We start from the raw sequence: 24,592 nt of genomic DNA on the forward strand, positions 1-24,592 counted from the left end.
TTTTCATGTAAAGTATCTCGACATCAAGATAAACGCCGATTTATCTCGACGTCAAGATAACTGGTGAGCCGAGGAGGGTTAATGGATCGAGCTGCGCATGCGCTCGCGCAATGGCGCGCCGAGCGTCCGGATCTCGACGCGTCGTCGATGGTCGTGATGGGGCGGCTGCAGGAAGCCGCGCTCGTGATCGCGCGCGACCGTCTCAATCCGCTGTTTGCGCGCTACGGGATGCAGCCGGGCGAATTCGACGTGCTCGCGACGCTGCGGCGCGGCGGTGCGCCGTTCGCGCTGACGCCGACGGCGCTGTACGACGCACTGATGATGTCGTCGGGCGGGATGACCGCGCGCATCGACCGGCTGCAGAAGGCGGGCTGGGTCGAGCGCCGGCCGAACCCGGCCGACGGGCGCGGCACGCTCGTCGCGCTGACGGAAACCGGCCGCGCGCTGATCGACGAAGCGGTCGTCGCGCACATCGACAACCAGCGCGCGCTGCTGGCCGCGCTGTCGGACGCGGAACAGGCGCAGTTGTCGCAATTGCTGGGAAAGTTGCTGGCGGGGCTGGCCGACGGAGCGCCGCAACCACCGGAAGGGCCGGGCGGAAAGTAGCGTCGGCGAACAGCGAACAGCGAACAGCAAACGGCGGGCGCGAACGCGCCGAACGGAAGGACGCGCACCCGCAGCACAAGGCGGCGGGCTGCGCGGATCGCGGGCGGCACACGGCGCGCCCGCGCCGCCGATCAGCTACGTGCCGGGATATTGAGCCCGCGTGCGACGGCCGGACGTGCCACGAACGCGTCGAGCGCCCGCGCGACGTGCCGGAATTCGCTGAAGCCGACCAGATCGCCCGCTTCGTAGAAGCCGACGAGGTTGCGCACCCACGGGAAGATCGCGATGTCGGCGATCGTGTACGTGTCGCCCATTACCCACTTGCGGTTCGCGAGATGCGCGTCGAGCACGGCGAGCAGGCGCTTCGACTCGTCGACGTAGCGGTCGCGCGGACGCTTGTCCTCGTAGTCGCGGCCGGCGAACTTGTGGAAGAAGCCGACCTGGCCGAACATCGGGCCGATGCCGCCCATCTGGAACATCACCCACTGGATCGTCTCGTAGCGGCCGGCGAGATCCTTCGGGATCAACTGGCCGGTCTTGTCCGCGAGATAGATCAGGATCGCGCCCGATTCGAACAGCGGCAGCGGCTTGCCGTCGGGGCCGTTCGGGTCGATGATCGCCGGGATCTTGTTGTTCGGGTTCAGCGACAGGAACGCGGGCGACAACTGGTCGTTCGTGTCGAAGCGCACGAGGTGCGGCTCGTACGGCAGGCCGGTTTCCTCGAGCATGATCGACACCTTGACGCCGTTCGGCGTCGGCAGCGAGTAGAGCTGGAGACGGTCGGGATGCTGGGCCGGCCACTTTTGCGTGATCGGGAAGGCGGACAGGTCGGGCATGGAAGTTCGCTCGTCGACGAGGTGGGTGATCCGCGCTCCGCCGTGCCGCCGCGCTCGCGCACGTCCGCGGCGCGGCGACGGCGCCGGAGCGCGCCGAAAAACGCCCACTTTAGCCGATCCCCGGAATCGATGCAGGCGGTGGCCCGGATTCGCGCCCGAGCGCCGCGACGCCGATTCCGCGTCAGGTCAAACGCATCGTCAGAAGTTGTGCCGCAGCCCGACCATCGCGGCCGTCGTACCGACGCCCGGCGCGACCGGCTGCCCGTACACGAGCATCTGGTCCATCGTGCCGCGGTTGTTCACGTGGCCGACCTGCGCATAGACCATCGTCCGCTTCGACAGGCTGTAGTCGGCCGCGAGCACGACCGCCGTCGACCGGTTCTCGGAACGGTTGCGGTCCTTCAGGTAGTACACGGCGGAAGTCACCTGCAGCGCCGGCGTGAAGCGATAGCCGACGCCGGCCGACAGCATGTCGAGGTTCACCTTGTCGGCATGCGCGGGATTCCTGCCGTTGCCGTACGACGCCGACACCGAGAAATCGCGGATCGTGTATTTCGCGCCGAAGTACATGAAGCGGTTGTTGTCGACGCCGGTCGGCGCGACGCCCGGCGCCGGGTTCGTGTCGTGGCCGTTGTAGTAAAGCGCCGACACGTTCAGCCCGTAGTTCGAGTACTTGAGCACGACCGATTCGCGCGTGCCCCCCTGGAACTGCCCGGCGACGCCGCCCGGCGCGTATTCGAGCGCGATCGACGCGCCCGCGAACGTCGGCGACTGGTAGACGAGCGCATTGCTGTCGTACAGCGCGCCAATGGAACCGTTGGTGCTCGTCCCCGGCCAGCCGGCCGCGGTGTTCAGGCCGAGCCACGCGGTCAGCACGCTGCCGAAGAACTGCGCGTTGCGCACGTCGGTGTCGGCCATCGCATAGATCATCGGCACGATCTGGCGGCCGGCCGTGAACGTGCCGAACGGGCCGGACACGCCGAGCGACGCGACCTGGTTGAAGATCGCGACGGCGCCCGGCGTGTCGCTCAGTTGCAGCTTGCCCGTGCCGCTGTCGAACGAACCCTGCAGCTTGAAGTTGACCTTGTAGCCGCCGCCGATGTCCTCGCTGCCCTTGATGCCCCAGAAGCTCGAATAGATGCCGCCGTCCTTCATGCGGAACACCTTGCCGGTATTCGGCGCGGTCGGGCTGAACGACGCGGCCGACGTGCTCTGGTACAGCAGGCCCGTGTCGATCACGCCGTACAGCGTGACGGAGGATTGCGCGTGAGCGAGCGCCGAACAGCCGGCAAGCGCCGCGAGCGCGGCCAGTTTCGTCTTCATGAAGTCTCCAGGGTCGTATTGGACCGGACGGGATCGAGCCCGGCCGGGTGAAGCGGGGAAGCATCGGGGCAGGCGGGAACGCGCGGGATGCGACGCCGGTGCGAGCCGTGCGGAAAGACTACGCAACGGCGGGCGGCCGCTCCCCCCCATGCGCGGGGGGCAGGGTTGCGGAGAATCGAAAGGGGGTCAGGGCTTGTTCACGCTGATAACGGGCTTGCGAACGAGCCTTTCAGTTCGTCCCTCGAGGGAACTTCCGTTGGGCGCGTGCAAGGAGACAGGACGCGCAATGGCCGCAGCGATTGCAACGACGAACGACGCCGCCATGCGGGCGGAACAGGCCGTTTCAAGTCGGCGTCAAGGCGCGCTTTCGAGCAGCCCGAGCACCAGCGCGCGGCGCACCGCGTGCTTGCGCGAGCTGGCGTCGAGCTTGCCGAACAGGTTCTTCAGGTGCCACTTCACGGTTTCCTCGCCGACGGCGAGCGCGACCGCGATCTCCTTGTTCGACAGGTTGCGCGCGAGCAGTTCGAGAATCGCACGCTCCTTCGGCGTCAGCACGACGCTCGGCACCGCGCGCGGGCTGGGTGCGCCGCGCGGCGCGGGCGGCACGATGCGCGGCTGCGGCAGCGCGTGCCGCGCGGGGCCGTCGCCGGCGGCGGCCTCGTCGCCCACGCGGCGGGCCCAGTCGGCGACGGCCGGATGCGCGTCGGCGAGCGTGCGCGTGAGCCCGAACATGTCCGCGAGGTTCATCGCCTCGTCGAGCAGCGCGCGGCCGCCGTGCCCCGACTGTTCGAGCGCGAACGCGCTGAGCGCCATGATCTCGATGCGCTCGCGCCCCATGCTCATTTCGCGGGCCAGCACGGCCGCTTCGTCGAGCGCGGCGCTCGCGTCGTCCCAGCGGCGCGCGGCGAGCGCCGCACCCGCATGCGCGGTCGCCTGCAGCAGCACGACGGGCCGCCGCCACAGCGGCCCGTGCGACGGAAACTCGGCTGCGGCGATCGCATCGATCCGCTCGACGAGCGCATGGCAGGTCGCCTCGCGATAACGCGCCGCGTGAATCCGCACCTGCTCGGCGAGACTCGCGACCGACAGGCGCGGCAGCCGGCGCGCGACGCCCATCGCGTCGAGCGCCTCGAGCAGGTCGATCGCGCGATGCTCGACGCCGCGCAGCAGCGCGATGCGCGCGGCGGTGCGATAGCCGAGCAGCACGGTGTCGGGCGTGCCCGCATGTTCGAGCACGTCGAGCCGGTTCGCGAGCAGCGCGGCGGCCTGGTCGACGCGGTCGGCCTCGTACGCGATCGCCGCGCACATCGCCGCGAGCATGCAGGTCAGCGGATGGCGGCGCCCGAGATCGGCTTCCGCGCGCGCCAGCGCCGGTGAAAGCGCATCGTCCGCGAGCCGGATCTGGCCTTCGCGCAGGTAGCTCAGGCCCGTGATCAGCTCGCCCCAGCGCGCGACGTAGCCGAACCCGGCCGCCGTCTCGCCGCGCGGCGCGGCTTGCTGGAAGCGGCGCGCCCGCGCCGGTTCGCCGACGATGATCGCACGTGCCGAGAGCCGGTTCGCGTGCATCTGCGCGAGCCATGTCGCCGCCGGCGGCGTGAAGTCGGCCCACGGTTCGAACAGTTCGACGAAACGATCGATTTCATCGGCGTAATACGCGGCCGCGCTGAGAATCAGCGCGCATTCGTAGCGCATCGCCGCGGGCGTCCCGGTATCCGCGAGGATGCCCGCGATCTGGCGCTGCGCCTCGACATGGCGCTCGCCGAGCGCCAGCGCCCATGCGACCGCGATCCGCAGCGTCGGGCGCTTGTCGAGTTCCGCGTCGGGCAGCAGCGCGAGCCAGTCGAGCACGTCGTTGATGCGGCCTTGCTTGATCGCATCCTCGAGGCAACGCTGCGCGAGCGCGTACGCGGTCTCGACCTGGCCGGCCGCATACGCGTGGCGCGCGGCTTCCCCGGTCATCCCGTGCGCGTCGAGCCAGGCCGCCGCGCGCGCGTGCAGCATGCTGCGCTCCGCGTCCGGGCCCGCGGCCAGGCGGTCGCGCAGCGTGTCGCGCACGAGCGGATGCAGCCGGCACCAGTCCGAATCGTCCGATGCGATGAACAGCGGCGTGTCGCGTGCGAGCCGCGCGAGCCGGTCGGGTGCGCCAGCGTCGTCGAGCAGCGCGGCGCACAGCGACGGATGCAGGCGATCGGCGACGCTCGCCCGTGTCAGGAACGCGGTGTCGTCGGCCGACAGGTTCGCGAGCAGCAACTCGACGAGCCGGTCGCGCGTGCCGTCCACGCGCGCGGCGAGCGCGTCGACCGCCTGGCGCGGATCGGCCGAGCGCGCCATCGCGGCCATCGCGAGCTGCAGCCCGAGCGGCCAGCCGTCGACGCGTTCGAACAGCCGCGCGCACGCGTCGGCGTCGACGCGCTGCGCAAAGCGCGCGCCGACCAGCGCGATCGTCTCGTCGAGCGTGAAGCGCAGCCAGTCGGGGCCCGCGAGCGTGCATTGCCCGCCGGCGAGCAGGTCGCCGGCCGCTTGATCGAGCCCGCGCCGCGCCGCGACGACGACATGCAGGTTTTGCGGCGCGTTGTGCAGCACATAGGTCAGCGCGTCGAGGCCGGCGGCCGGCAGCCGCTCCGCGTCGTCGACGATCAGCAGTGCGTCGATCGACAGTTGCGCGACCTCGGCCAGCCATGCGGTCAGGCCGTCCAGCGCGCGGGACGCGCCGCCCGGGATCAGGCGCCCGAAGCCGGGCCGCGCGCAGCCGGTGCGCACCGCCTGCACGAGCCCCTGCAGCAGCCGCGGCGCGTCGTCGCGCTCGTCGGCCGACAGCCACACGACCGCACCGCCGAGCGCGAGATACTCGCGGCGCCATTGCGCGAGCAGCGACGTCTTGCCGTAGCCGGCCGGCGCCTGCACGAGCGTGACCGGACGGCCGTCGAAGGCCGGCGCGGCGAGGCTCAGCCGCGCGCGGGCGAGCAACTGCGCCGGCACGCGCGGCGCGGTCGTCTTCAGGACCAGTTCGGTGGGGGGCGCGTCGGCGCGATCGGGTGGGTGGGCCATCGGGGCAGCAGTCGGAATCCGGCGGTGCCGTGCGGGCCAGCGTCCGGGGTGGGCGTGGGGGGAAGGATCGGTCGAACCGCGTTCGCGCGTCAATCCCCCCCGCGACGAGTGGGGCCGCGCTGGCGCCGCGCCGATAGCATGGGTTCCGATGCATGACGAACACACGAGGAGGGCACCCATGAAGATCGTATCGACCGGCGCGCGGCGCAGCGCGCCGACCGCCGGATAAGCGGAGCGGCACGATGTACCGCCATCTGCTCGTGACGGTCGACGGCGCGCCCGGCGGCATCGACGCGATCGGCCATGCGCTCGAACTGGCCCGTGCGGTCGGCGCGCGGGTCACGTTCGTGCTGCCCGGCACCGAGCCGGACTCGCGTTTGTCCGGAGCGCGGCTGCCGGAACACGGTGCGAAAGTGGAAGCCGCCGCGCGGGCGCAGGGTTTGTCCCATGCGATCGCGGGGGCCGGCCATCCGGGGGCCGGCCACCCGGCGGCCGGCGACACGTCGCCCGGCACGCTGGCCGGCGAGCTCGGCTGCGACCTGATCGGCGTCGCGGCGCTGCCGCACGATGCCGATGCGGCAACCTGCGCGCAGCGGCAGTACCTGCTCGCGACGAGCGGCGTGCCGGTGCTCGTGTGCCCGTCGCCGCGCTCGTCGGCCGAGGCGCGCGTGATGGCGCGCTGCCTCGATGCGCATCGCGCCGTCGGCATGCTGCTGCAAGCGCTGACGGCGTGCGGCGAACGCGCGAACGGGCCGCAGCGGCAAGCGGTCGATGCGCGCGGTGCGCTGGCCTCGCTCGCCGCGCTGCAGAGCGCGCGGTTCGGCACGGCCGCCGAAGCACGGCTGTTCGCGGCATTGCGTGCCCGTGCGGAGTGCGTCACGGCCGAACTGGACGAACTCGACCGCCAGCGGCAGCGCGACGCGCAAGCGCTCGACGTACTGGCACGAATCGCCGGGGACGGGCTGCCGTCGGCCGCATTCGACACGGCGCTCGCGCGCTATGCACACGGCGCGTTCGAGCAGATGGGGCGGATGGAAGGCGTGATTTTCCCGGCCGCGCGGCGCTACCTGGGCGACGCCGACTGGACCGAACTGGACGAGCCCCCGGCGGGCGGCGCAGCCGCGACGCCGCCGGGCGCGAACGAACCCGACGATGCGCGACGCGCATCGGACTGACACCCTACGGAGAACAAGATGGCACATGCAGTGCGATTCCACGAAACCGGCGGCCCCGACGTGCTGCGCTGGGAGGAAGTCGACGTCGGCGACCCGGGCCCCGGCCAGGTGCGCCTGCGGCACGAGGCGGTCGGCCTGAACTTCGCCGATACCTATTTCCGCAGCGGCCTGTATCCGGTTCCGCTGCCGTCCGGCATCGGCGTCGAGGCGGCCGGCGTGGTCGACGCCGTCGGCCCCGGCGTGACGAACGTCGCCGCCGGCGATCGCGTGACCTACACCGGCTTCATCAACACGCTCGGCGCGTACGGCACCGAACGGCTGATCCCGGCCGCGCCGCTGATCCGGCTGCCGGACGGCATCGCGTGCGACACCGCGGCGGCGATGACGATGCGCGGGCTGACGTCGGCCTACCTGCTGCGCCGCATCCATGCATTCGCGCCGGGCGACACGCTGCTGCTGCACGCGGCCGCCGGCGGCGTCGGGCTGATCGTGTCGCAATGGGCGAAGCTGCTCGGGCTCAAGGTGATCGGCACCGTATCCAGCGAACACAAGGCCGACATCGCGCGCGCGCACGGCTGCGACCATACGATCGACTACAGCCGCGAGGATGTCGCGCAACGCGTGCGCGAACTGACGGACGGCGCGGGCGTCGACGTCGTCTTCGACAGCGTCGGCAAGGACACCTTCGAAGGCTCGCTCGATTCGCTGAAGCGGCGCGGGCTGATGGTGTGCGTCGGCACCGCGTCGGGCACGATCCCGCCGTTCGATCCGCAACGCCTCGCGATGAAGGGCTCGTTGTACCTGACGCGCCCGGCGCTGGCCGACTACATCGCCGACCCTGCCGAGAAGAACGACCTGGCCGGCGAACTGTTCGCGCATGTCGCCGCCGGCCGCATCCGGATCGAGATCAACCAGCGTTATGCGCTGCAGGACGCCGCGCAGGCACACCGCGATCTCGAATCGCGCAGGACGACCGGTTCGTCGGTGTTCATCGTCTGAGGAGGCGCGCATGCGAGTCGAACCCCTGACCTGCGCGATCGGCGCGGAACTGCTGGACGTGAGCCTCGCCGACGCCGTGCACGACGACGGCCTGTTCGCCGAGATCCGCGCGCAGTTGCTCCGGCATCGCGTGCTGTTCCTGCGCGACCAGGACATCACGCGCGCCGAGCACGTCGCATTCGCGCGGCGCTTCGGCGAACTCGAGGATCATCCGGTCGCCGGCAGCGACCCCGAGCACCCGGGGCTCGTGCGGATCTACAAGTCGCCCGACCAGCCGAACGACCGCTACGAGAATGCGTGGCACAGCGATGCGAGCTGGCGCGTGGCGCCGCCGTTCGGCTGCGTGCTGCGCTGCGTCGAGGGTCCGCCGGTTGGCGGCGACACGATGTGGGCGAACATGGTGCTCGCATACGAGAACCTGCCGGAACACGTGAAGCAGCAGATCGACGGGCTGCGCGCGCGCCACAGCATCGAGGCGAGCTTCGGCGCGGCGATGCCGATCGACAAGCGCCTCGCGCTGAAGGCGCAGTATCCCGACGCCGAGCATCCGGTCGTGCGCACGCATCCCGAAACCGGCGAGAAGGTGCTGTACGTGAATGCGTTCGCGACGCATTTCACGAACTTCCACACGCCCGGGCGCGTGCGTTTCGGGCAGGACGCGAACCCCGGCGCGGGCCAGTTGCTGCAGTACCTGATCAGCCAGGCCTACATCCCCGAATACCAGGTGCGCTGGCGCTGGAAGAAAAACAGCGTCGCGATCTGGGACAACCGCAGCACCCAGCACTACGCGGTGATGGATTACCCGCCGTGCGTGCGCAGGATGGAGCGCGCGGGCATCGTCGGCGACGTGCCGTTCTGAGCGCGCCCGCACCGTAACCGATTCACAACACGCAATACGCACCACGCGCCGGGCCCGCCGCCCGGCGCGACGGGATACGCACGCCCGTACGCCCGGAAATAACCGAATACAACGATTCCCACTGGAGGACGACATGCAATTTCTCGACGATTCGCTGCACCCGGAAAACCAGGACAAGGTCGTCATCACGGTCGCGCCGTACGGCCCCGAATGGATGCCCGCCGATTTTCCGGAAGACATTCCGGTGACGATGGACGAGCACGTGCAGAAGGCCGTCGACTGCTACAACGCGGGCGCGACGGTGCTGCACCTGCATGTGCGCGAGCTCGACGGCAAGGGCAGCAAGCGGCTGTCGAAGTTCAACGAGCTGCTCGGCCGGCTGCGCGACGCCGTGCCCGACATGATCCTGCAGGTGGGCGGCTCGATCTCGTTCGCGCCGGAAGGCGACGGCGCGGAAGCGAAATGGCTGTCCGACGATACGCGCCACATGCTCGCCGAGCTGACGCCGAAGCCCGATCAGGTGACGGTCGCGATCAACACCGTGCAGATGAACATCACCGAGCTGATGAACCGCCAGGACATCGCCGGCACGTCGCTGAACGAAACCGCGTACTGGGACGCGTACCGCGAGATGACCGTGCCGGCCGGCCCCGGCTGGGTCGACGAACACCTGCGCCGCCTGCAGGCGGCCGGCATCCAGCCGCATTTCCAGCTCACCGGCATGCACGCGCTCGAAACGCTCGAACGGATCATCCGCCGCGGCGTCTATCGCGGCCCGCTGAACGTCACGTGGGTCGGCATCGGCGGCGGCTTCGACGGCCCGAATCCGTACAACTTCATGGAATTCGTGCGGCGTTGCCCGGACGGTGCGTGCATCACGCTCGAATCGCTGATGAAGAACGTGCTGCCGATCAACACGGTCGCGATGGCGCTGGGCCTGCATCCGCGCTGCGGGATCGAGGACACGATCATCGACCAGAAGGGCAACCGGATGACGTCGGTGCAGCAGGTCGAGCAGTGCGCGCGCATCGCGCGCGAACTCGGCCGCGACATCGCGACCGGCAAGGAAGCGAAGGCGATCTACCGGATCGGCGTGCAGTACGACGGCGTCGACGAAACGCTCGCGCAGCTCGGGATGGCGCCGAACCGCCGGCCGGGCCAGGTGAGCGTGCCGCTGCGCGCGGCCTGACGCGCCGCGCATCCGGGCGGCCCGCGAACGCCGCCCGCCGATCGATGTGGTGCGGCACCCACCCTCGCGCAGCGCGCGAGGCAAGCTCCGCCGAACGGAGCGGGGCCGCGCAAGCCGCGCCGGCGCGTTGCCGCACCGGTGCCGGAGGAGACACGCATGTTGATTCATCATGTCGAGCCGTCGCTACAGAATCTGGCGGCCACCGAGCGGCGCGCGCCTGCGTATGCGTGGCTCGTGTTCGGGCTGACCGTCGGCCTGCTGCTGTCGGACTACATGTCGCGGCAGGTGCTCAATGCCGTGTTTCCGCTGCTCAAGCACGCGTGGAGGCTGTCGGACACGCAGCTCGGCTCGCTGTCCGGCGTCGTCGCGCTGCTGGTCGGCCTGCTGACGTTTCCGCTGTCGGTGCTCGCCGACCGCTTCGGGCGCGTGCGCAGCATCGTGCTGATGGCCGCGTTATGGAGCGTCGCGACGCTCGGCTGCGCGCTGTCGACCAACTACGCCGAAATGCTGGTGGCGCGCGGCCTCGTCGGGCTCGGCGAAGCCGCGTACGGCAGCGTCGGCGTCGCGCTGATCCTCAGCATCTTTCCGGCCCGCCTGCGTGCGACGCTGACCGGTGCGTTCATGGCCGGCGGCGCATTCGGCTCCGTGTTCGGGATGGCGCTCGGCGGGCTGGTCGGCGCGCATCTCGGCTGGCGCTGGTCGTTCGGCGTAATGGCCGCGCTCGGCATCGTGCTGCTCGTCGCGTATCGCTGCGCGGTGACCGAACGGCGGCTCGCCGCGTGCCGCGTCGAGCCGTGCCGGCGCGATGCCGACGCACCGCGCGACCTGCGCGGCAGCGTGCGCGCGCTGATGTCGGGGCTGTTCGCGTCGCGTTCAGTGATCTGCGCGTATCTCGGCAGCGGGCTGCACCTGTTCGTGCCAGGCGCGCTGTTCGCGTGGCTGCCGAGCTACCTGAACCGCTACTACGCGATGGCGCCCGACCGTGCCGCGGTGCTCGCGGCCGGCTTCGTGCTGCTCGCGGGCGTCGGGATGGTCGGCTGCGGCATCGTCACCGACCGCGTCGGCCGCGCCGACGGTTCGCGCAAATGGCTGACCGCGATCGCGTATTGCCTGATCACGGGCGTCTGCCTCGCGGTCGCGTTCCGGCTGCCGCCCGGGCCGCTGCAGCTCGCGCTGATCTGCGCGGGCATGCTGGTCGGCGCGGGCGCGTCCGGCGCATCGGGCGCGATGGTCGCGAACCTGACGCCGGCTGCCATCCACGCATCGGCATTCGCGACGCTCACGCTCGCCAACAACCTGCTCGGCATGGCGCCGGGCCCGCTGCTGACGGGGTGGGTGGCCGATCGCGCCGGGCTCGTCGGCGCACTGCAATGGATTCCCGTCGTGCCGCTCGCGGCCGCCGTGCTGTTCGCGATCGGACGCGCGAGCTACGCGGCCGATCTCGCGCGCGCCGAACGCGAACGGCGCGCGACACACCTTTCCTGAACCCTTCCGGAGGCTGCATGACCCTGGCGACCGCGCCCACCATCCTGATCGTGCCCGGCTTGCGCGATCACGTCGAAGAGCACTGGCAGACGCACCTCGAACGGCGCCTGCCGAACGCACGCTCCGTCGCCCCGCTGGAAGCCGACAAACTGAGCCGTGCCGCGCGCGTCGCGGCGCTCGACGCGGCGCTGGCCGAGATCGACGGCCCCGTGATCCTCGTCGCGCACAGCGCGGGCGTAATGATCACCGTGCACTGGGCGCGGCAGGCCACGCGCGCGATCCACGGTGCGCTGCTTGCGGCGCCGGCCGATCTCGATATGCCGATGCCCGCCGGCTATCCAACACCTGATGCGATCGATGCGCACGGCTGGACGCCCGTGCCGACCGCGCGGCTGCCGTTCCCGAGCCTCGTCGTCGCGAGCCGCAACGATCCGCTCGCGCGCTTCGAACGCGTCGAGGCGTTCGCGACGGGGTGGGGCAGCAAACTCGTCGATCTTGGCGAGGTCGGGCACCTGAACCCGGCGTCCGGGTATGGCGAGTGGCATGACGCGGAACGGTGGATCGGCGAAGTCGTGGCGCTCGGCGAAAGCGCTCTGAAGTGACGGATTGACACGTCGGCATCGTTTGCCTGTGCCGACATCCTGAGGCGGCTCGTTGGATGCTATGATTATTAGTCGCGTGGCCGCGGATAAGTGGCTGATTACTATTATCTTTTTATCGGAAATCTGTCATGGCTCCCAAAAGGAAAACGCTGTACGGAGTCGAGCTGAAACCTCGCACGATCATTCGCCCCACGACGGAGGTCAAGGTTTCGACCGAAACCGAGAAAGGCGACGTGCTGCGCGCAGCACGAAAGGTCATTACCGAACACCGAGACGTGCTGATCGCGCTGAAGGATCGCTGATTTGCTGGATCTGGATTACGTCATCACGATTCACGACGAGATCATCCGAGACCTCGGCGGCCTAAGCGGTTTCGCTCATGCCGGCCGAGGCGGTGTCGAGGCCGCCCCGCATCGCGTCGAAAATCACGTTCATTACGCGGGTCTCGACGACGTGTTCGGTATCGCCGCGACCTATGCCGTCGCAATCGCGCGCGGCCATGTGTTCAATGATGCAAACAAGCGTACCGGCCTCACTTGCGCCTTGACGTATATGGAGCGGCAAGGCATCTCGATTCCACGCCTTGCCGATCTCGAAGACCTCATGGTCGATGTCGCCGACGGCAGCGTCACGAGCGAGGAACTGGCCGAGTATTTCAGTGCAGTCTGGGAATTGTCCCTGTCCCGTTGAAACCATGCCTCACGCAACCATTCGCTGCGGCATCGTTCTGATGACCTCGCGCCGATAACCCGTACGGACTCGATACGTCTTCCGGGTATCAGATCGGCGTTACATCTCTCTCGCGAAACACGCCGGCCGGGCGTTCCCGACACGCCAGCCTGATTCGGCTCTCGCGTCGACATACGATGTCTTAACACGCTCCACCCAACCCGCTGCAACGCACCCTATATCCGTTCAGCCTTTCGAATCACGCTACTGCAGAAGGGTTTTTGTCAGGGAAAGTCCCGCCCCGCGCGCCGTGGTTTTTTGTTGACCGACATCGTATAACGCCGTCATGATTTCCTGAAAAGAAAGGTCCCATCCACCGACCGAAGTGAGGAGACATGAACACAACCACGATCGCGCGCCGTGCCCGCCGGATTGCCGTCGCGCTGGGCTTCACGCTGACGGCGGCAGGGGCCGCGACGGCCGTTGCCGCGCCCGTGTCGCTGAACATCGTCGACGTCGCGGGCAACCTGCAGCTCACGCAGAAGGCCATCGAAGCGTTCAAGGACAAGAACCCGAACCTCGTATCGAACGTCACGTTCACGAATGCGCCCGCGCCGCAGTTGCCGGGCAAGATCAAGGCGATGCAGGCGGCCGGGCGCTCGGACATCGACCTCGTGCTGACGGGCACCGACGCGCTGGCCGCGGGCATCGAACAGAACCTGTGGCAGAAACTCCTGCCCGACAACGCGGCCGCGTTCCCCGGCGTGCTGGACCGGTACGCGCCCGGCCCGCGCAAGATGCAGGATCTCGCGCAGGGCTTCGGCCTCGCAGTCACCTACATGCCGGCCGGCCCGCTGCTCGAATACAACCCGGCGAAGGTCAGCGACCCGCCGAAGACGCCCGACCAGTTGCTCGCGTGGTGCAAGGCGCACCCGAACAAGCTGATCTACGCGCGCCCGGCGAACTCGGGCCCCGGCCGCACGTTCCTGATGGGGCTGCCGTACGTGCTCGGCGACAAGAATCCGCAGGACCCGATCAACGGCTGGGACAAGACCTGGGCGTTCCTGAAGGCGTTGAACGACTGCGTGCCGTACTACCCGGGCGGCACGTCGGCCGTGATGAAGGAGCTCGGCGAGGGCACGCGCGACATGACCGTGACCGTCACGGGCTGGGACCTCAACCCGCGCGCGCTCGGCATCGTGCCGGCCGAGTTCAGGGTCCAGGCGTTCGACAACATGACGTGGGTCAACGACGCGCACTACATGGTGATCCCGAAGGGCGTGCCGAAGGAAAAGCTCGACGTGCTGTTCAAGCTGATGAACTTCCTGCTCGAACCGGCGCAGCAGGCGATGACCTACGACGACGGCTATTTCTATCCGGGCCCGGCGGTGAAGGGCGTGACGCTCGAGATGGCGCCCGCGCACAGCCAGGAGGTGATCCGCAAGTTCGGCCGCCCCGAGTACGCGAAGCTGCTCGCGGATCGTCCGCACGTGCAGCCGCTCAACGCGCAGGCGATGGTCGCCGCGTTCCAGAAGTGGGATCGCGAGATCGGTTCGCAGAAGTCGAAGTGACGCTTGAACCGGCGGGCGCCGCGGCGCCCGCGTCCATGGAGTTCGCGTAATGAAGCACAGTTTCGAACGGCTGCGGCTCGACGGCGTGTGCCGCAGCTTCACCAATGCGGAAGGCGCACAGGTCGCCGCGCTGGACGGGCTCGACCTCGAGATCCGGCGCGGCGAGTTCATCGCGCTGCTCGGCCCGTCGGGCTGCGGCAAGTCGACCGCGCTGAACTGCATCGCGGGGCTGCAGCCGCTCACGAGCGGCGGCATCTGGCTCGACGACACGCGCATCGACGTGCTCCCGCCCGAGCGCCGCGGCTTCGGGATGGTGTTCCAGAACTACGCGCTGTTTCCGCACATGTCGGTGCTCGAGAACGTCGGCTTCGGGCTCAAGATGCGCGGCGTGCCGAAGCAGGAAACGCGGCGCCTCGCGCAGCAGGCGCTCGAACTCGTGCAGCTCGTCGGCCATGAGGGCAAGCTGCCCGGGCAGCTGTCGGGCGGGCAGCAGCAGCGCGTCGCGATCGCGCGCGCGATCGTCATCGAGCCGCCGCTCGTGCTGATGGACGAGCCGCTGTCGAACCTCGACACGAAGCTGCGCATCGAGATGCGCGCCGAGATCCGCCGCATCCACACGCAGCTCGAACGCGCGACGATCTACGTGACGCACGACCAGGACGAGGCGCTGTCGATGGCCGATCGCATCGTCGTGATGAAGGAGGGCGTCGTGCAGCAGGTCGCATCGCCGAAGGACGTCTACACGCGCCCGCACAACCTGCATGTCGCGCGCTTCATGGGCTATCGCAACGTGCTGCCGTTCACGCTCGATGGGATGGCCGGCGATTACGTGAACGTCACCGCTGGCGGCGTGCGCGTCGCGGGCGTGCCGATGGACGGCTTCGACGCGAAGGACGTCGTGGTCGCGCTGCGTCCCGACGACATCGAGCGCGCGGACGACGCCGGCGACAACACGTTCGACGCGACGGTCGAAACGGTCGAGTACGGCGGCCGCGATTCGCTGATCCGCGCGGTCGCGCCGTTCGGCCCGATCTGGGCGCGCGTGGCCGGCGAATTCGCGGAAGGCGAACGGTTGCGGCTGCGCGTCGCGCCGTCGCGCACGCTCGTGTATCCGGGAGTGCCGGCATGAGCGGCCCGAGCGCCGCGCCGTCGCGCCGGGAGGCCGCATGAGCACGCTCGCGGCCGGCACGCCGCGCGACGCGAAGGCCTGGCTCGTCACGCCCGCGCTCGCGTTCATCGTCGCGCTGTTCATCTATCCGTTCGCGTACGGCCTCGTGCTGTCGTTCCAGCCGATGAACGGCGGCGGCGCGCTCGCGAACTACGTGCAGTTCTTCACCGATACCGCGATGTGGCCGACCGTGCTCGTCACGCTGAAGCTCGCGGTGCCGGCGACGCTGATCAACGTCGGCGTCTCGGTGCCCGTCGCGTTCGCGCTGCGCCGCAATTCGCCGTACCAGAAGTTCGTCACGACGCTGCTCGTGATTCCCGTCACGCTCGGCACGGTGCTCGTCGCCGACGGGATGCTCACGTACTTCGGGCCGAACGGCTGGTTCCCGCAGGCGCTGCAGGGGCTGCACCTGTACACGGACGAAGTGCGCCTCACGCACAACTACTGGGGCGTGCTGCTGTCGCTGATCGTGTCGGGCTTTCCGTTCGCGTTCCTGCTGATGCTGTCGTACATCAGCGGCATCGACCCGACGCTCGCGCGCGCGGCGGCGACGCTCGGCGCGAACCCGTGGCAGCAGTTCCGGCAGATCTACCTGCCGCTGCTCGTGCCGGGGCTCACGATGGCCGCGTGCCTGTCGTTCGTGCAGGCGTTCTCGGTGTTCCCGTCGGCCGTGCTGCTCGGCGCGCCGGCCGGGCCGACCCGCGTGATCTCGATCGCGGCGGCCGAGGCCGCGTTCGAGAGCTACGACTATTCGCTCGCGTCGGCGATCGCGATCGTGATGGGCTTCGTGCAGTTGCTGGTGGTCGCGTCGATGCTCGGCGCGCGCCGTTTCTTCTACACGGGGCCGGTGACGGGGGGCAAGGGCTGATGGCGACCGACAATCATGCCGCGCCGGCCTGGCCGCCGAAGCAGGGCGCGCCCGATGCACGGCCCGTCAATGCGAGGCAACCGCAAAAGATGAGAAGCAACCTCGCCGGCCGTGCGTGGAAGGCGCTCGTCTGGGGGCTGATGGCGTTCTTCCTGCTGAACGTGATGCTGCTGATCGCGACCGTCGCAGTGAACTCGATCGCGACACGCTGGTTCGGCACGCCGCTGCCGCAGGGTTTCACGCTGCGCTGGTATGCGAAGGCGTGGGAGGACTTCCAGCTCGCGAGCGTGCTGTGGGTGACCGTCGAGGTCGTCGGCGCGGTCGTGCTGCTGTCGATCGCGCTGGGCGTGCCGGCCGCCTATGCGCTCGCGCGCGTGCAGTTTCGCGGCAAGCGCTTCGCGTTGCTGGTGTTCCTGCTGCCGCTGATGGTGCCGCCCGTCACGTACGGGATCCCGATGGCGACCGTGATGTACAAGGTCGGGCTCGCGGGCACGCTGCCGGGCGTGATCCTCGCGAACCTGGTGCCGGCGCTGCCGTTCGTGATCCTCGTGATGACGCCGTTCATCGAGCAGATCGACCCGAATCTCGAAGCCGCCGCGCGCATCTTCGGCGCGAACACGTGGCGTTATTTCCGCTACGTGCTGCTGCCGCTGCTCGTGCCCGGCATGCTCGCGGCCGGGCTGCTCGTGCTGGTGCGCACGATCGGGATGTTCGAGCTGACGTTCTTTACCGCGGGCCCGAGCACGCAGACGCTGGTCGTCGCGCTGTATTACGCGGTGTTCTCGACCGGCGTGCGCGCGCCGCAGTCGATCGACGCGATGGCGATGATCTACATGGCCATCACGCTCGTATGGGTCGTGATCGCGCTGCAGTTCGTGAGCCCGACGCAGCTCGTCAGCCGCGTGAAGCAGGAGCGGCAGTAGGCGGGGGCGTCACACGGGCGCGCCGTGCCGCCGCGCGTCCGTGCAATTGGTTACAAATGGATACCGCGAACGACACGCGGACGTTGCAGACTACGCGGCATACCGGCCCGGCGAACGCGTTCCTGCACGTCGCCGCGCGCCACCCGACATGTTCACCCGACAACGGATATCCATGAAGTTTCAAACGCTGCTGACACTCGGCTGTGCCTCGACGCTGCTGGCCGCCTGCAACCTGCTCCACGACGGTCCCGGATCGAACGACGTCGACGCCGCGGTGCGCCGCGCACTCGAAGCGGAAAACCACGGCGGCCTGAACGCGCTGTTCGGCCAGCCGCTGCCCGTGTCGGCCGATGTCGTGTCGGCGAAACCCGACGGCGACTGCAAGAAGCTCGGCGATCGCACGTACTCGTGCGACGTCGTCGTCACGTGGCGCAATGCCGATTACTCGCCGTCGCGTGCGAACCTGACCTTCGTGAAGGCCGCCGACGGCTCGTGGCAGACGTCGGGCATCGACGCGGCACTCGCGACGGGCACCGCGAAATCGCTGATCGACCAGATCGGCAAGGCGTGGCCCGGTAACGCGGCCAGCGCCGCGTCGGCGCCGAAGTGACGCGCCGGCGGCAGGCTTTTCTCTTCCTTCCCGCGTCCCACATCCCGCGAGCGGGAAGCGCAGTCTACACAGGCACCATGGCCGCAGTCTATGCGATGACCGGTGTTCTGGCTCAAGAGCGGGGTTCGCGAAACATTCGCGTCGGCGGTAAATGTGCCTCCGTGAGCGGGGGCCATTCCGGTGTTTTCTCGCCCCGGCGTCCGAAAGTGAGGGCTTCTGGCGCGTCGCCGACCGCGACCTCGTCGGCGAGGGGCTGCCCGGAGGGCGGCCTAACGCACTCTCGATGCAATTCCGCGTCACACCCTTGCGCAAAGTCCGATCAGGCAGGCCGTTCCTGTCGCCAGTGAACGCCAGTCCGTTGCCCACTCTCTTCCGATGGCATCAGGAAACCGCTATCGAGGGGCCTCGGTCGAGTTGGACGAATCGCATGCCAGTGACAGGTCTCATCGAACGCCATGGCCGTATCCGAGGGGCTCTCCGGCGCAAGCCAGTTCACGTAGACGTATTCAAGTGACTTGCCCTCGGGATCAAACTGAGCCAAAGAGTTCATGATCTTTCGGTACCTCACTGCTTCGACTTCCATTCCGTCTGCGGCTTCAAAACCTAACTCGGCGCGGTAGAGCGCCATGTTCCGGTGATGCGACAGCGCGTGCCCGATTCGCGGCTCGCCCCCGCTCGAACACCTTCGAGCGACGCGAGCGGACCATCCGGTTGCCGTTCAACGGCGGGGTGCGGGCGAGGATCGTGCCGTCCTGATCCCGTGCGGCGCGACGTTCGGCGGTACAGGAGCTGATCGAAACAGGTGAGACCGCGTCGATTGATAACCGCGGTGCATCAATTCTTCCAAAAATCGCACTTATCGTTTGATCGACGCCGGGCGAACATTCCGGAAAACGACAATCGACCAGCCGCTTCCGCGTATTTCAGGATTTTCAGGAGACACCCAGATGCACCCCTCGTCCAGCCTTCCGGCCGAACGTTCGAAGGCCGCCGCGGTCTTCCGCGTCACGGCCGGCAATTTTCTCGAGCAGTTCGACTTCTTCCTGTTCGGCTTCTACGCCACGCAGATCGCCAACGTCTTCTTTCCCGCGCAAAGCGAGTTCGCATCGTTGATGATGACCTTCGCCGTGTTCGGCGCCGGCTTCCTGATGCGTCCGTTAGGCGCAATCGTGCTGGGCGCGTACATCGACGACGTCGGCCGCCGCAAGGGCCTCATCGTCACGCTTTCCATCATGGCGAGCGGCACCATCCTGATCGCGTTCGTGCCGGGCTACGCGACGATCGGCCTGCTGGCACCCGCACTGGTGTTGATCGGGCGGCTGCTGCAGGGCTTTTCCGCCGGTGCCGAACTGGGCGGCGTGTCGGTCTATCTCGCCGAATTGGCGACGCCCGGCCGCAAGGGTTTCTTCACGAGCTGGCAGTCCGCCAGCCAGCAGGTCGCGATCGTCGTCGCAGCGGGCCTCGGCTTTGCGCTCAACCAATGGCTGAGCGCATCGACCATCGCCACCTGGGGATGGCGCGTGCCGTTCTTCGTCGGCTGCATGATCGTGCCGTTCATCTTCATGCTGCGCCGCAACCTGGAGGAAACCCAGGAGTTCAAGGCGCGCAAGCATCGCCCGGGCATGAAGGAAGTGTTCGGTACGCTGGTTCAGAACTGGGGCGTCGTGGTCGCCGGCATGATGCTGGTCGCGATGACCACCACGAGCTTCTATCTGATCACGGTGTATGCGCCGACCTTCGGCAAGACGGTGCTGCATCTGAGCACCGCCGACAGCCTGCTCGTGACGCTTTGCGTCGGTGTGTCGAACTTCGTGTGGCTGCCGATCGGCGGTGCGCTGTCCGACCGGATCGGCCGTCGGCCGCTGCTGGTCGGCATGACAATGCTCACCGTCGTGACCGCCTATCCGGCGCTGTCGTTCCTCGCTCACGCGCCGTCGTTCGCCAACATGCTGCTCGTCCTGCTCTGGCTCTCGTTCATGTACGGGATCTATAACGGTGCGATGGTCGTCGCGCTCACCGAAGTGATGCCGGTGCAGGTGCGTGTCGCGGGCTTCTCGCTCGCCTACAGCCTCGCGACGGCCGTGTTCGGCGGCTTCACGCCGGCCATCTCGACCGGGCTCATTCACATGACGGGCGACAAGGCAGCACCCGGCTACTGGATGAGCTTCGCCGCAGTGTGCGCGCTGCTTGCGACGTTCGCACTCTATCGCCACCGCACGGCGACGTTGACGCCGGCGCATTGATGTCCGGCCCATCCGGAACTTCACCAACACACACGAATTCGCATGACCACGACCATGAGAAATCAGCTCCTGAAATTTTGCGCGACCGCGCTCGTCGCTACCGCGGCGTTTGCGGCCAACGTGCAGGCGGCCGAGCTCCACGTGATGAGCTCGGGTGGCTTCACCGCCGCCTATAAACTGCTCGGCCCCCGGTTCGCGTCCACGACCGGCAATACGCTCGACACCGCGCTCGGCCCGTCGATGGGCCAGTCGCCCGAAGCGATTCCGAACCGGCTCGCGCGCGGCGAGCCCGCCGACGCCGTCATCATGGTCGGCTACGCGCTGGACGAACTGATCAAGCAAGGCAAGGTCATCCCCGGATCCCGCGTCGAGCTGGCCGACTCGCGCATCGGCATGGTCGTGCGCGACGGCGCGGCAAAGCCCGACATCAGCACCACCGAAGGTCTCAAGCAGGTGCTGCTGCACGCGAAGTCGATCGCCTACTCGGACAGCGCGAGCGGCGTGTATATCGAACGCGAGTTGTTCAAGAAGCTCGGCATCGAGGAGCAGACGAAGTCGAAGGCGAAGATGATCCCGCGGATTCCGGTGGCTTCTGTCGTCGCGAACGGCGACTACGAAATCGGCTTCCAGCAGGTCAGCGAGCTGCTGCCCGTCCACGGTGCGACCTTCGTCGGCAAGATTCCCGAATCGCTGCAGTCCGTTACGCGCTTCGCTGCCGGCATCCCCGTCGGCGCGCAGCATCCGAAGGAAGCGAAGGAGCTCCTCAACTATTTGGCGTCGCCCGACGTGCAGGCGGACGTGAAATCAACCGGACTGGATGGCGTCCCTGCGCATTGAGTCCGATCCGCGGGAAGGCTTGTGTCACAAAGTCTTCCCGTCGCCGCTCGTATTCGCTGCGGTACCGCCTTCATCGGCCCCGTTCGGGGATGCCGGGCCGGCCATGGCGAGCCTCTGCGCAAGACGTACACGATCGCACGCACCTTCCCACAGCGAAACGAAGATCACCGCGCAGGCATTGCTGATCACGCTTGTCAGTGCGCGTGCCTCGGACATGAAGCGATCGATGCCGACCAGCAGTGCCACGCCGGCGACGGGCAGGTCGGGCATGACGGCGAGCGTGGCGACTAGCGCAACCAGCCCGCTACCGGAAACACCGGCCGCACCCTTTGATGTGAGCAGCATGATGGCGAGCATCACCGCGATCTGCGACGCGGAGAGAGGCACGTCGCACGCCTGCGCGATGAACAATGCCGCGAGTGTCAGGTAGATCGCGGTACCGTCCAGATTGAAGGAATAGCCCGCCGGCAGCACGAGCCCCACGATGCCCTTGTCGCAGCCGAGTGCCTCCAGCTTGACGATCAGACGTGGCAGAACGGGCTCCGTGGACGACGTCGCGAGGACGATGAGCAACTCTTCGCGCATGTAGCGCAAGAGCCGCCAGAGCGCGAAACCGTGCAGCCGCGCGAGCGGTGCGAGCACCAGCGTGACGAACAGCACGCAGGCCACGTAGAAGGACGCCATCAGCTTCGCCAGCGAGCCGACCGAACCGATGCCGAAACGGCCGACCGTGAACGCCATCGCGCCGAATGCGCCGAGCGGCGCGAGCCGCATGATCATTGCGAGCACGCGAAAGACGACCTGGGCGACACCGTCGATCAGCGCAAGAACGGGCCGGCCGGCCCGCGGGTGTGCATTCAGCGAGAAACCGAACAACAGCGACAGCAACAGCACCGGCAACACTTCGCCTTTGGCGAACGCGCCGAGCATCGTGTCCGGAATCATGCCGAGTCCGAACGCCACAAGGTCGCGTGGCTCCGCATGCTTCGCATACGGAGCGAGGATGCTCGCATCCAGGTGGTGGACATCGATGTGCATGCCGGCGCCCGGTTGCAGCACGTATGCGGTGACGAGCCCGAGCGCGAGCGCAGCAGCGGTCAACAGATAGAAGAGCGCCAGCGCCCGCACGATCGTGCGGCCGATGGCCTTCCCGTCCACCAGCGACGTGATGCCCGAGACGATCGTGCAAAAGACGATCGGGGCGATGGTCATCTTCACCAGGCCGACGAACGCATCGCTGAGGGGCTTGAGCATCGCGCCCGCCGCCGGCCATACGTGACCGATGCCCATGCCGAGCATCATCGCGAGCAGAACCTGCACGTAAAGCGATCCAAGCAGCCTGGCCAACCTCACTGTCCGGTCTTCCTTCGTATCTCTCTGTCGTCGTTACGCCGATGCGCCACTGCTTGCGATACCGCCACGCTTTGCCTCGACGACCATCCGATGAAATGCCTCCGCGGCCGGTGTGAGCGGTCGTCCGCGGCGCTTGACGATGCCCACGCGTCGTTTGACGGCCGGTTCGACGAGCGGCACGCTCGTGAGAATAGGGTGGTCGTGCCCGGGCATCGCCATCGAGGGTACTGCGGCGACGCCGAGCCCCGCTTCAATCAATCCGAGCAGGGTCGTCACATGGCGTGTCTCGCAGACGCTCGGCGCACGCGGCGCGACGGCGGTCAGCGCCTGGTCGAGCAGCAGACGGTTGCCGGAAGTCTTGTCGACCGACACATAATCGTGCTCGTAAAGTTCGTTCCAGGTCACGCGCTTCTTGCGTGCGAGCGGGTGGTCGCGGCGACAGGCGGCAACGAACCGTTCCTGGAGCAACACCTTGAACTCGATCTCCGCCTCCTGGCTGCCGATGAAACTCACACCGAAATCCGCCTCGCCGCTGATGACGGCCCCGAGCACCTCGTTGGCGCTTGCATCGAGCAGTTTCACCCTGATGCGCGGAAAGCGCTGATGATAGCGCGCGATGATGGCGGGCAGGAAATAGTAGGCGACCGACGGCACGCATGCGATCGTCACATGGCCCAGGCGGCTCGATGACACGTCGCGAATGCCGAGCAGGGCGGCATCGAGATCGTCCAGCAGTTGCTCGGCACTTTGGGCGAACACGCGACCGACGGTGGTGAGCGCAACGCTGCGCGTGGTGCGCTCGAAGAGCCGCACGCCGAGCGCTTCCTCGAGTTTGTCGATCCGGCGACTCAAGGCCGGCTGGGAAATGTTGACTGCATCGGCGGCCTTTCGGAAGCTTCCCGTTTCCACTACGGCGCGAAATGCCTGCAAGTCGGTTAAATCGAAGTTGATCCCCACGAACAAATCTCCACCAGTCAGATGCCGAGCATTTTGCATGATTCCGCTGGCGCCATGCGCGTTGCGTTGCCTGAAACGCTATGTCTTCGGGTTTGCCCGGCACTGTAGCCCGAACCGCGGACGATAGTCTCGCGGCGATGCTTCGACGCATCTTGCAAACGCACGCTGTATCGCGTCCACGCTTCCGAATCCCGATCGTTCGGCTATCCGTTCGAGCGGCCAGTCGGCCGGCTCCACCAGGTATCGGACTCTCGCCTATCAATCAGTCTTCTCGCGCAAGTTGTAGCAAGATGTCAGCGAGGGCTCGAATTTTCGGTTGTGTCGCACGTTGGGGCGGATATACGAGGAAGTAGGAAAGGCCGTCTTGAACCACACCCTCAAACGGTGTCACCAGAGATCCGGCACGGAGTCGGTCTCTTGCCATTCGTGGGTCGCCGATTGCAATTCCGTGTCCTTCCACCGATGCCGCGAGCGTCAATTCGAGGGTATCGAATACAAGTCCACGTCCCGCATCGATTTGGCGTGCCCCGACATGATCGAGCCAGCATCTCCACTCTGCGTGGCTGGGCCCGGGATGGAGCAAATCGACATGCGCAAGGTCGGCAACGGATCGCAGTGATGTTGCCAATGCGGGCGCGCACATCGGCGTGAGCATCTCGGAAAACAGCGGTACCGCTTCCATACCGGTCCACTGTCCCGTGCCTCGCACAATGATGGCATCGACGTCGGACGTCGTGAAATCCGGCGTATCGTCCGCGGATGTCGAAATACGAAGCTCCGTACCGCTCATGGCGCGATGAATGTCCGGCAGCCGCGGGAGCAACCAGCGAATGGCGAACGTGGACGGCAACTTCAATGTGAGCACCGAGGTTGCCCGTGCATGGAAATCCGCGTGCTGAACCAATTGCGTGATCACGTTGACCGCGACCGTCAGCAGTCCATTGCCTTCTGCTGTCAACGTCAGACCCGATACATGGCGCACAAAGAGTGCGCATCGATAATACGTTTCCAACTGCTGTATCTGGCGGCTCACTGCGCCTTGCGTACGGCATAGATGATCCGCAGCCTTGCTGACGCTGCCAAGCTGCGCCGCAGCGACGAATGACTGAATCGCTGCCAACGGTGGGAGGGGCCGCGTCAGGTCAGCCAGCGGATATGCATGCGCCGCATACCCGGATTGCAAATTTTTCGATTGTTCGGTCATCGGTGCGTCGCTATCGTGCGTCTACCGGATTCCCTGTTCTTACGAATGAACGGGGTTGTCGACGAAC

At 67.5% G+C, this 24,592-nt stretch carries 22 protein-coding genes and 1 pseudogene; 16 read left to right on the forward strand and 7 right to left on the reverse strand.

Annotation, left to right across the window (positions count from 1 at the left end; all coding sequences use genetic code 11):
- Positions 1 to 81: 81 nt before the first annotated feature.
- The gene (locus tag ABD05_RS14250) at positions 82 to 606 is read left to right on the forward strand and encodes a MarR family winged helix-turn-helix transcriptional regulator (protein ID WP_047900678.1); all 525 of its coding nucleotides are present in this window, start codon (positions 82 to 84) and stop codon (positions 604 to 606) included.
- Between the two features lie 131 nt (positions 607 to 737).
- Here the strand turns inward: ABD05_RS14250 and ABD05_RS14255 are convergent, their stop codons facing one another.
- The 3 genes from ABD05_RS14255 to ABD05_RS14265 form a co-directional block, all read right to left on the reverse strand.
- Positions 738 to 1,442 carry a glutathione S-transferase N-terminal domain-containing protein gene (locus ABD05_RS14255; protein ID WP_047900679.1) on the reverse strand — a complete coding sequence of 235 codons (705 nt, stop codon included), beginning with the start codon at positions 1,440 to 1,442 and terminating at the stop codon, positions 738 to 740.
- Positions 1,443 to 1,640: 198 nt separating this feature from the next.
- Entirely contained in the window at positions 1,641 to 2,765 is a 1,125-nt protein-coding gene (locus tag ABD05_RS14260) for a porin (protein ID WP_047900680.1), read from the reverse strand.
- A 354-nt stretch (positions 2,766 to 3,119) separates the two neighbouring features.
- The gene (locus tag ABD05_RS14265; protein ID WP_047900681.1) at positions 3,120 to 5,813 is read right to left on the reverse strand and encodes a winged helix-turn-helix domain-containing protein; all 2,694 of its coding nucleotides are present in this window, start codon (positions 5,811 to 5,813) and stop codon (positions 3,120 to 3,122) included.
- Between the two features lie 242 nt (positions 5,814 to 6,055).
- On the opposite strand from ABD05_RS14265, the gene ABD05_RS14270 reads away from it, so the two are divergent.
- The 15 genes from ABD05_RS14270 to ABD05_RS14340 all read left to right on the forward strand — a co-directional run bounded on the left by ABD05_RS14270 (position 6,056) and on the right by ABD05_RS14340 (position 21,011).
- On the forward strand, positions 6,056 to 6,988 hold the full coding sequence (locus ABD05_RS14270; RefSeq protein WP_047900682.1) for a universal stress protein: 933 nt from the start codon (positions 6,056 to 6,058) through the stop codon (positions 6,986 to 6,988).
- 18 nt (positions 6,989 to 7,006) lie between these two features.
- Positions 7,007 to 7,987: a quinone oxidoreductase family protein gene (locus tag ABD05_RS14275; RefSeq protein ID WP_047900683.1), complete on the forward strand. Its 981-nt coding sequence runs from the start codon at positions 7,007 to 7,009 to the stop codon at positions 7,985 to 7,987.
- 10 nt (positions 7,988 to 7,997) lie between these two features.
- Entirely contained in the window at positions 7,998 to 8,846 is an 849-nt protein-coding gene (locus ABD05_RS14280; RefSeq protein WP_047900684.1) for a TauD/TfdA dioxygenase family protein, read from the forward strand.
- A 133-nt stretch (positions 8,847 to 8,979) separates the two neighbouring features.
- Positions 8,980 to 10,035 (forward strand): beta-keto acid cleavage family enzyme, encoded by a 1,056-nt coding sequence (locus tag ABD05_RS14285; protein ID WP_047900685.1) that lies wholly within the window; start codon positions 8,980 to 8,982, stop codon positions 10,033 to 10,035.
- A 156-nt stretch (positions 10,036 to 10,191) separates the two neighbouring features.
- Entirely contained in the window at positions 10,192 to 11,520 is a 1,329-nt protein-coding gene (locus ABD05_RS14290; protein ID WP_047900686.1) for an MFS transporter, read from the forward strand.
- 17 nt (positions 11,521 to 11,537) lie between these two features.
- Positions 11,538 to 12,122 (forward strand): RBBP9/YdeN family alpha/beta hydrolase, encoded by a 585-nt coding sequence (locus ABD05_RS14295; RefSeq protein ID WP_047900687.1) that lies wholly within the window; start codon positions 11,538 to 11,540, stop codon positions 12,120 to 12,122.
- Positions 12,123 to 12,250: 128 nt separating this feature from the next.
- On the forward strand, positions 12,251 to 12,424 hold the full coding sequence (locus ABD05_RS38610; protein WP_167347848.1) for a hypothetical protein: 174 nt from the start codon (positions 12,251 to 12,253) through the stop codon (positions 12,422 to 12,424).
- A 1-nt stretch (position 12,425) separates the two neighbouring features.
- A complete protein-coding gene (locus tag ABD05_RS14300) occupies positions 12,426 to 12,812 on the forward strand; it encodes a type II toxin-antitoxin system death-on-curing family toxin (RefSeq protein WP_047900688.1) in 387 nt (128 codons plus the stop codon).
- Positions 12,813 to 13,186: 374 nt separating this feature from the next.
- A complete protein-coding gene (locus tag ABD05_RS14305; RefSeq protein ID WP_047900689.1) occupies positions 13,187 to 14,362 on the forward strand; it encodes an ABC transporter substrate-binding protein in 1,176 nt (391 codons plus the stop codon).
- A gap of 49 nt (positions 14,363 to 14,411) precedes the next feature.
- Positions 14,412 to 15,491 carry an ABC transporter ATP-binding protein gene (locus ABD05_RS14310; RefSeq protein WP_047900690.1) on the forward strand — a complete coding sequence of 360 codons (1,080 nt, stop codon included), beginning with the start codon at positions 14,412 to 14,414 and terminating at the stop codon, positions 15,489 to 15,491.
- A gap of 37 nt (positions 15,492 to 15,528) precedes the next feature.
- Positions 15,529 to 16,398, forward strand: a complete 870-nt coding sequence (locus ABD05_RS14315) for an ABC transporter permease (protein ID WP_047900691.1) — start codon at positions 15,529 to 15,531, stop codon at positions 16,396 to 16,398.
- Positions 16,398 to 17,321, forward strand: coding sequence for an ABC transporter permease (locus ABD05_RS14320; protein WP_047900692.1), 924 nt, complete (start codon positions 16,398 to 16,400; stop codon positions 17,319 to 17,321). Before ABD05_RS14315 ends, ABD05_RS14320 begins: the two co-directional genes overlap by 1 nt.
- 172 nt (positions 17,322 to 17,493) lie before the next feature.
- The gene (locus tag ABD05_RS14325; protein WP_047900693.1) at positions 17,494 to 17,931 is read left to right on the forward strand and encodes a hypothetical protein; all 438 of its coding nucleotides are present in this window, start codon (positions 17,494 to 17,496) and stop codon (positions 17,929 to 17,931) included.
- 947 nt (positions 17,932 to 18,878) lie between these two features.
- Entirely contained in the window at positions 18,879 to 20,174 is a 1,296-nt protein-coding gene (tcuC, locus tag ABD05_RS14335) for an MFS transporter (RefSeq protein WP_047900695.1), read from the forward strand.
- Between the two features lie 54 nt (positions 20,175 to 20,228).
- Complete coding sequence (locus ABD05_RS14340; protein WP_047901218.1) at positions 20,229 to 21,011, forward strand: substrate-binding domain-containing protein; 783 nt, start codon at positions 20,229 to 20,231, stop codon at positions 21,009 to 21,011.
- A gap of 24 nt (positions 21,012 to 21,035) precedes the next feature.
- On the opposite strand, the gene dctA is transcribed toward ABD05_RS14340, so the two are convergent.
- The 4 genes and pseudogenes from dctA to ABD05_RS14355 form a co-directional block, all read right to left on the reverse strand.
- Positions 21,036 to 22,364: a C4-dicarboxylate transporter DctA gene (gene dctA / locus ABD05_RS14345; protein ID WP_047900696.1), complete on the reverse strand. Its 1,329-nt coding sequence runs from the start codon at positions 22,362 to 22,364 to the stop codon at positions 21,036 to 21,038.
- A gap of 33 nt (positions 22,365 to 22,397) precedes the next feature.
- On the reverse strand, positions 22,398 to 23,321 hold the full coding sequence (locus ABD05_RS14350; RefSeq protein ID WP_047901219.1) for a LysR family transcriptional regulator: 924 nt from the start codon (positions 23,319 to 23,321) through the stop codon (positions 22,398 to 22,400).
- A gap of 78 nt (positions 23,322 to 23,399) precedes the next feature.
- Positions 23,400 to 23,561: pseudogene (locus tag ABD05_RS38915) on the reverse strand (GlxA family transcriptional regulator); the annotation flags it as partial.
- Between the two features lie 22 nt (positions 23,562 to 23,583).
- A complete protein-coding gene (locus ABD05_RS14355; RefSeq protein ID WP_047900697.1) occupies positions 23,584 to 24,525 on the reverse strand; it encodes a LysR substrate-binding domain-containing protein in 942 nt (313 codons plus the stop codon).
- Positions 24,526 to 24,592 lie beyond the last annotated feature (67 nt).

This window comes from Burkholderia pyrrocinia, from assembly GCF_001028665.1.
In the GTDB taxonomy this organism is placed as follows: domain Bacteria; phylum Pseudomonadota; class Gammaproteobacteria; order Burkholderiales; family Burkholderiaceae; genus Burkholderia; species Burkholderia pyrrocinia.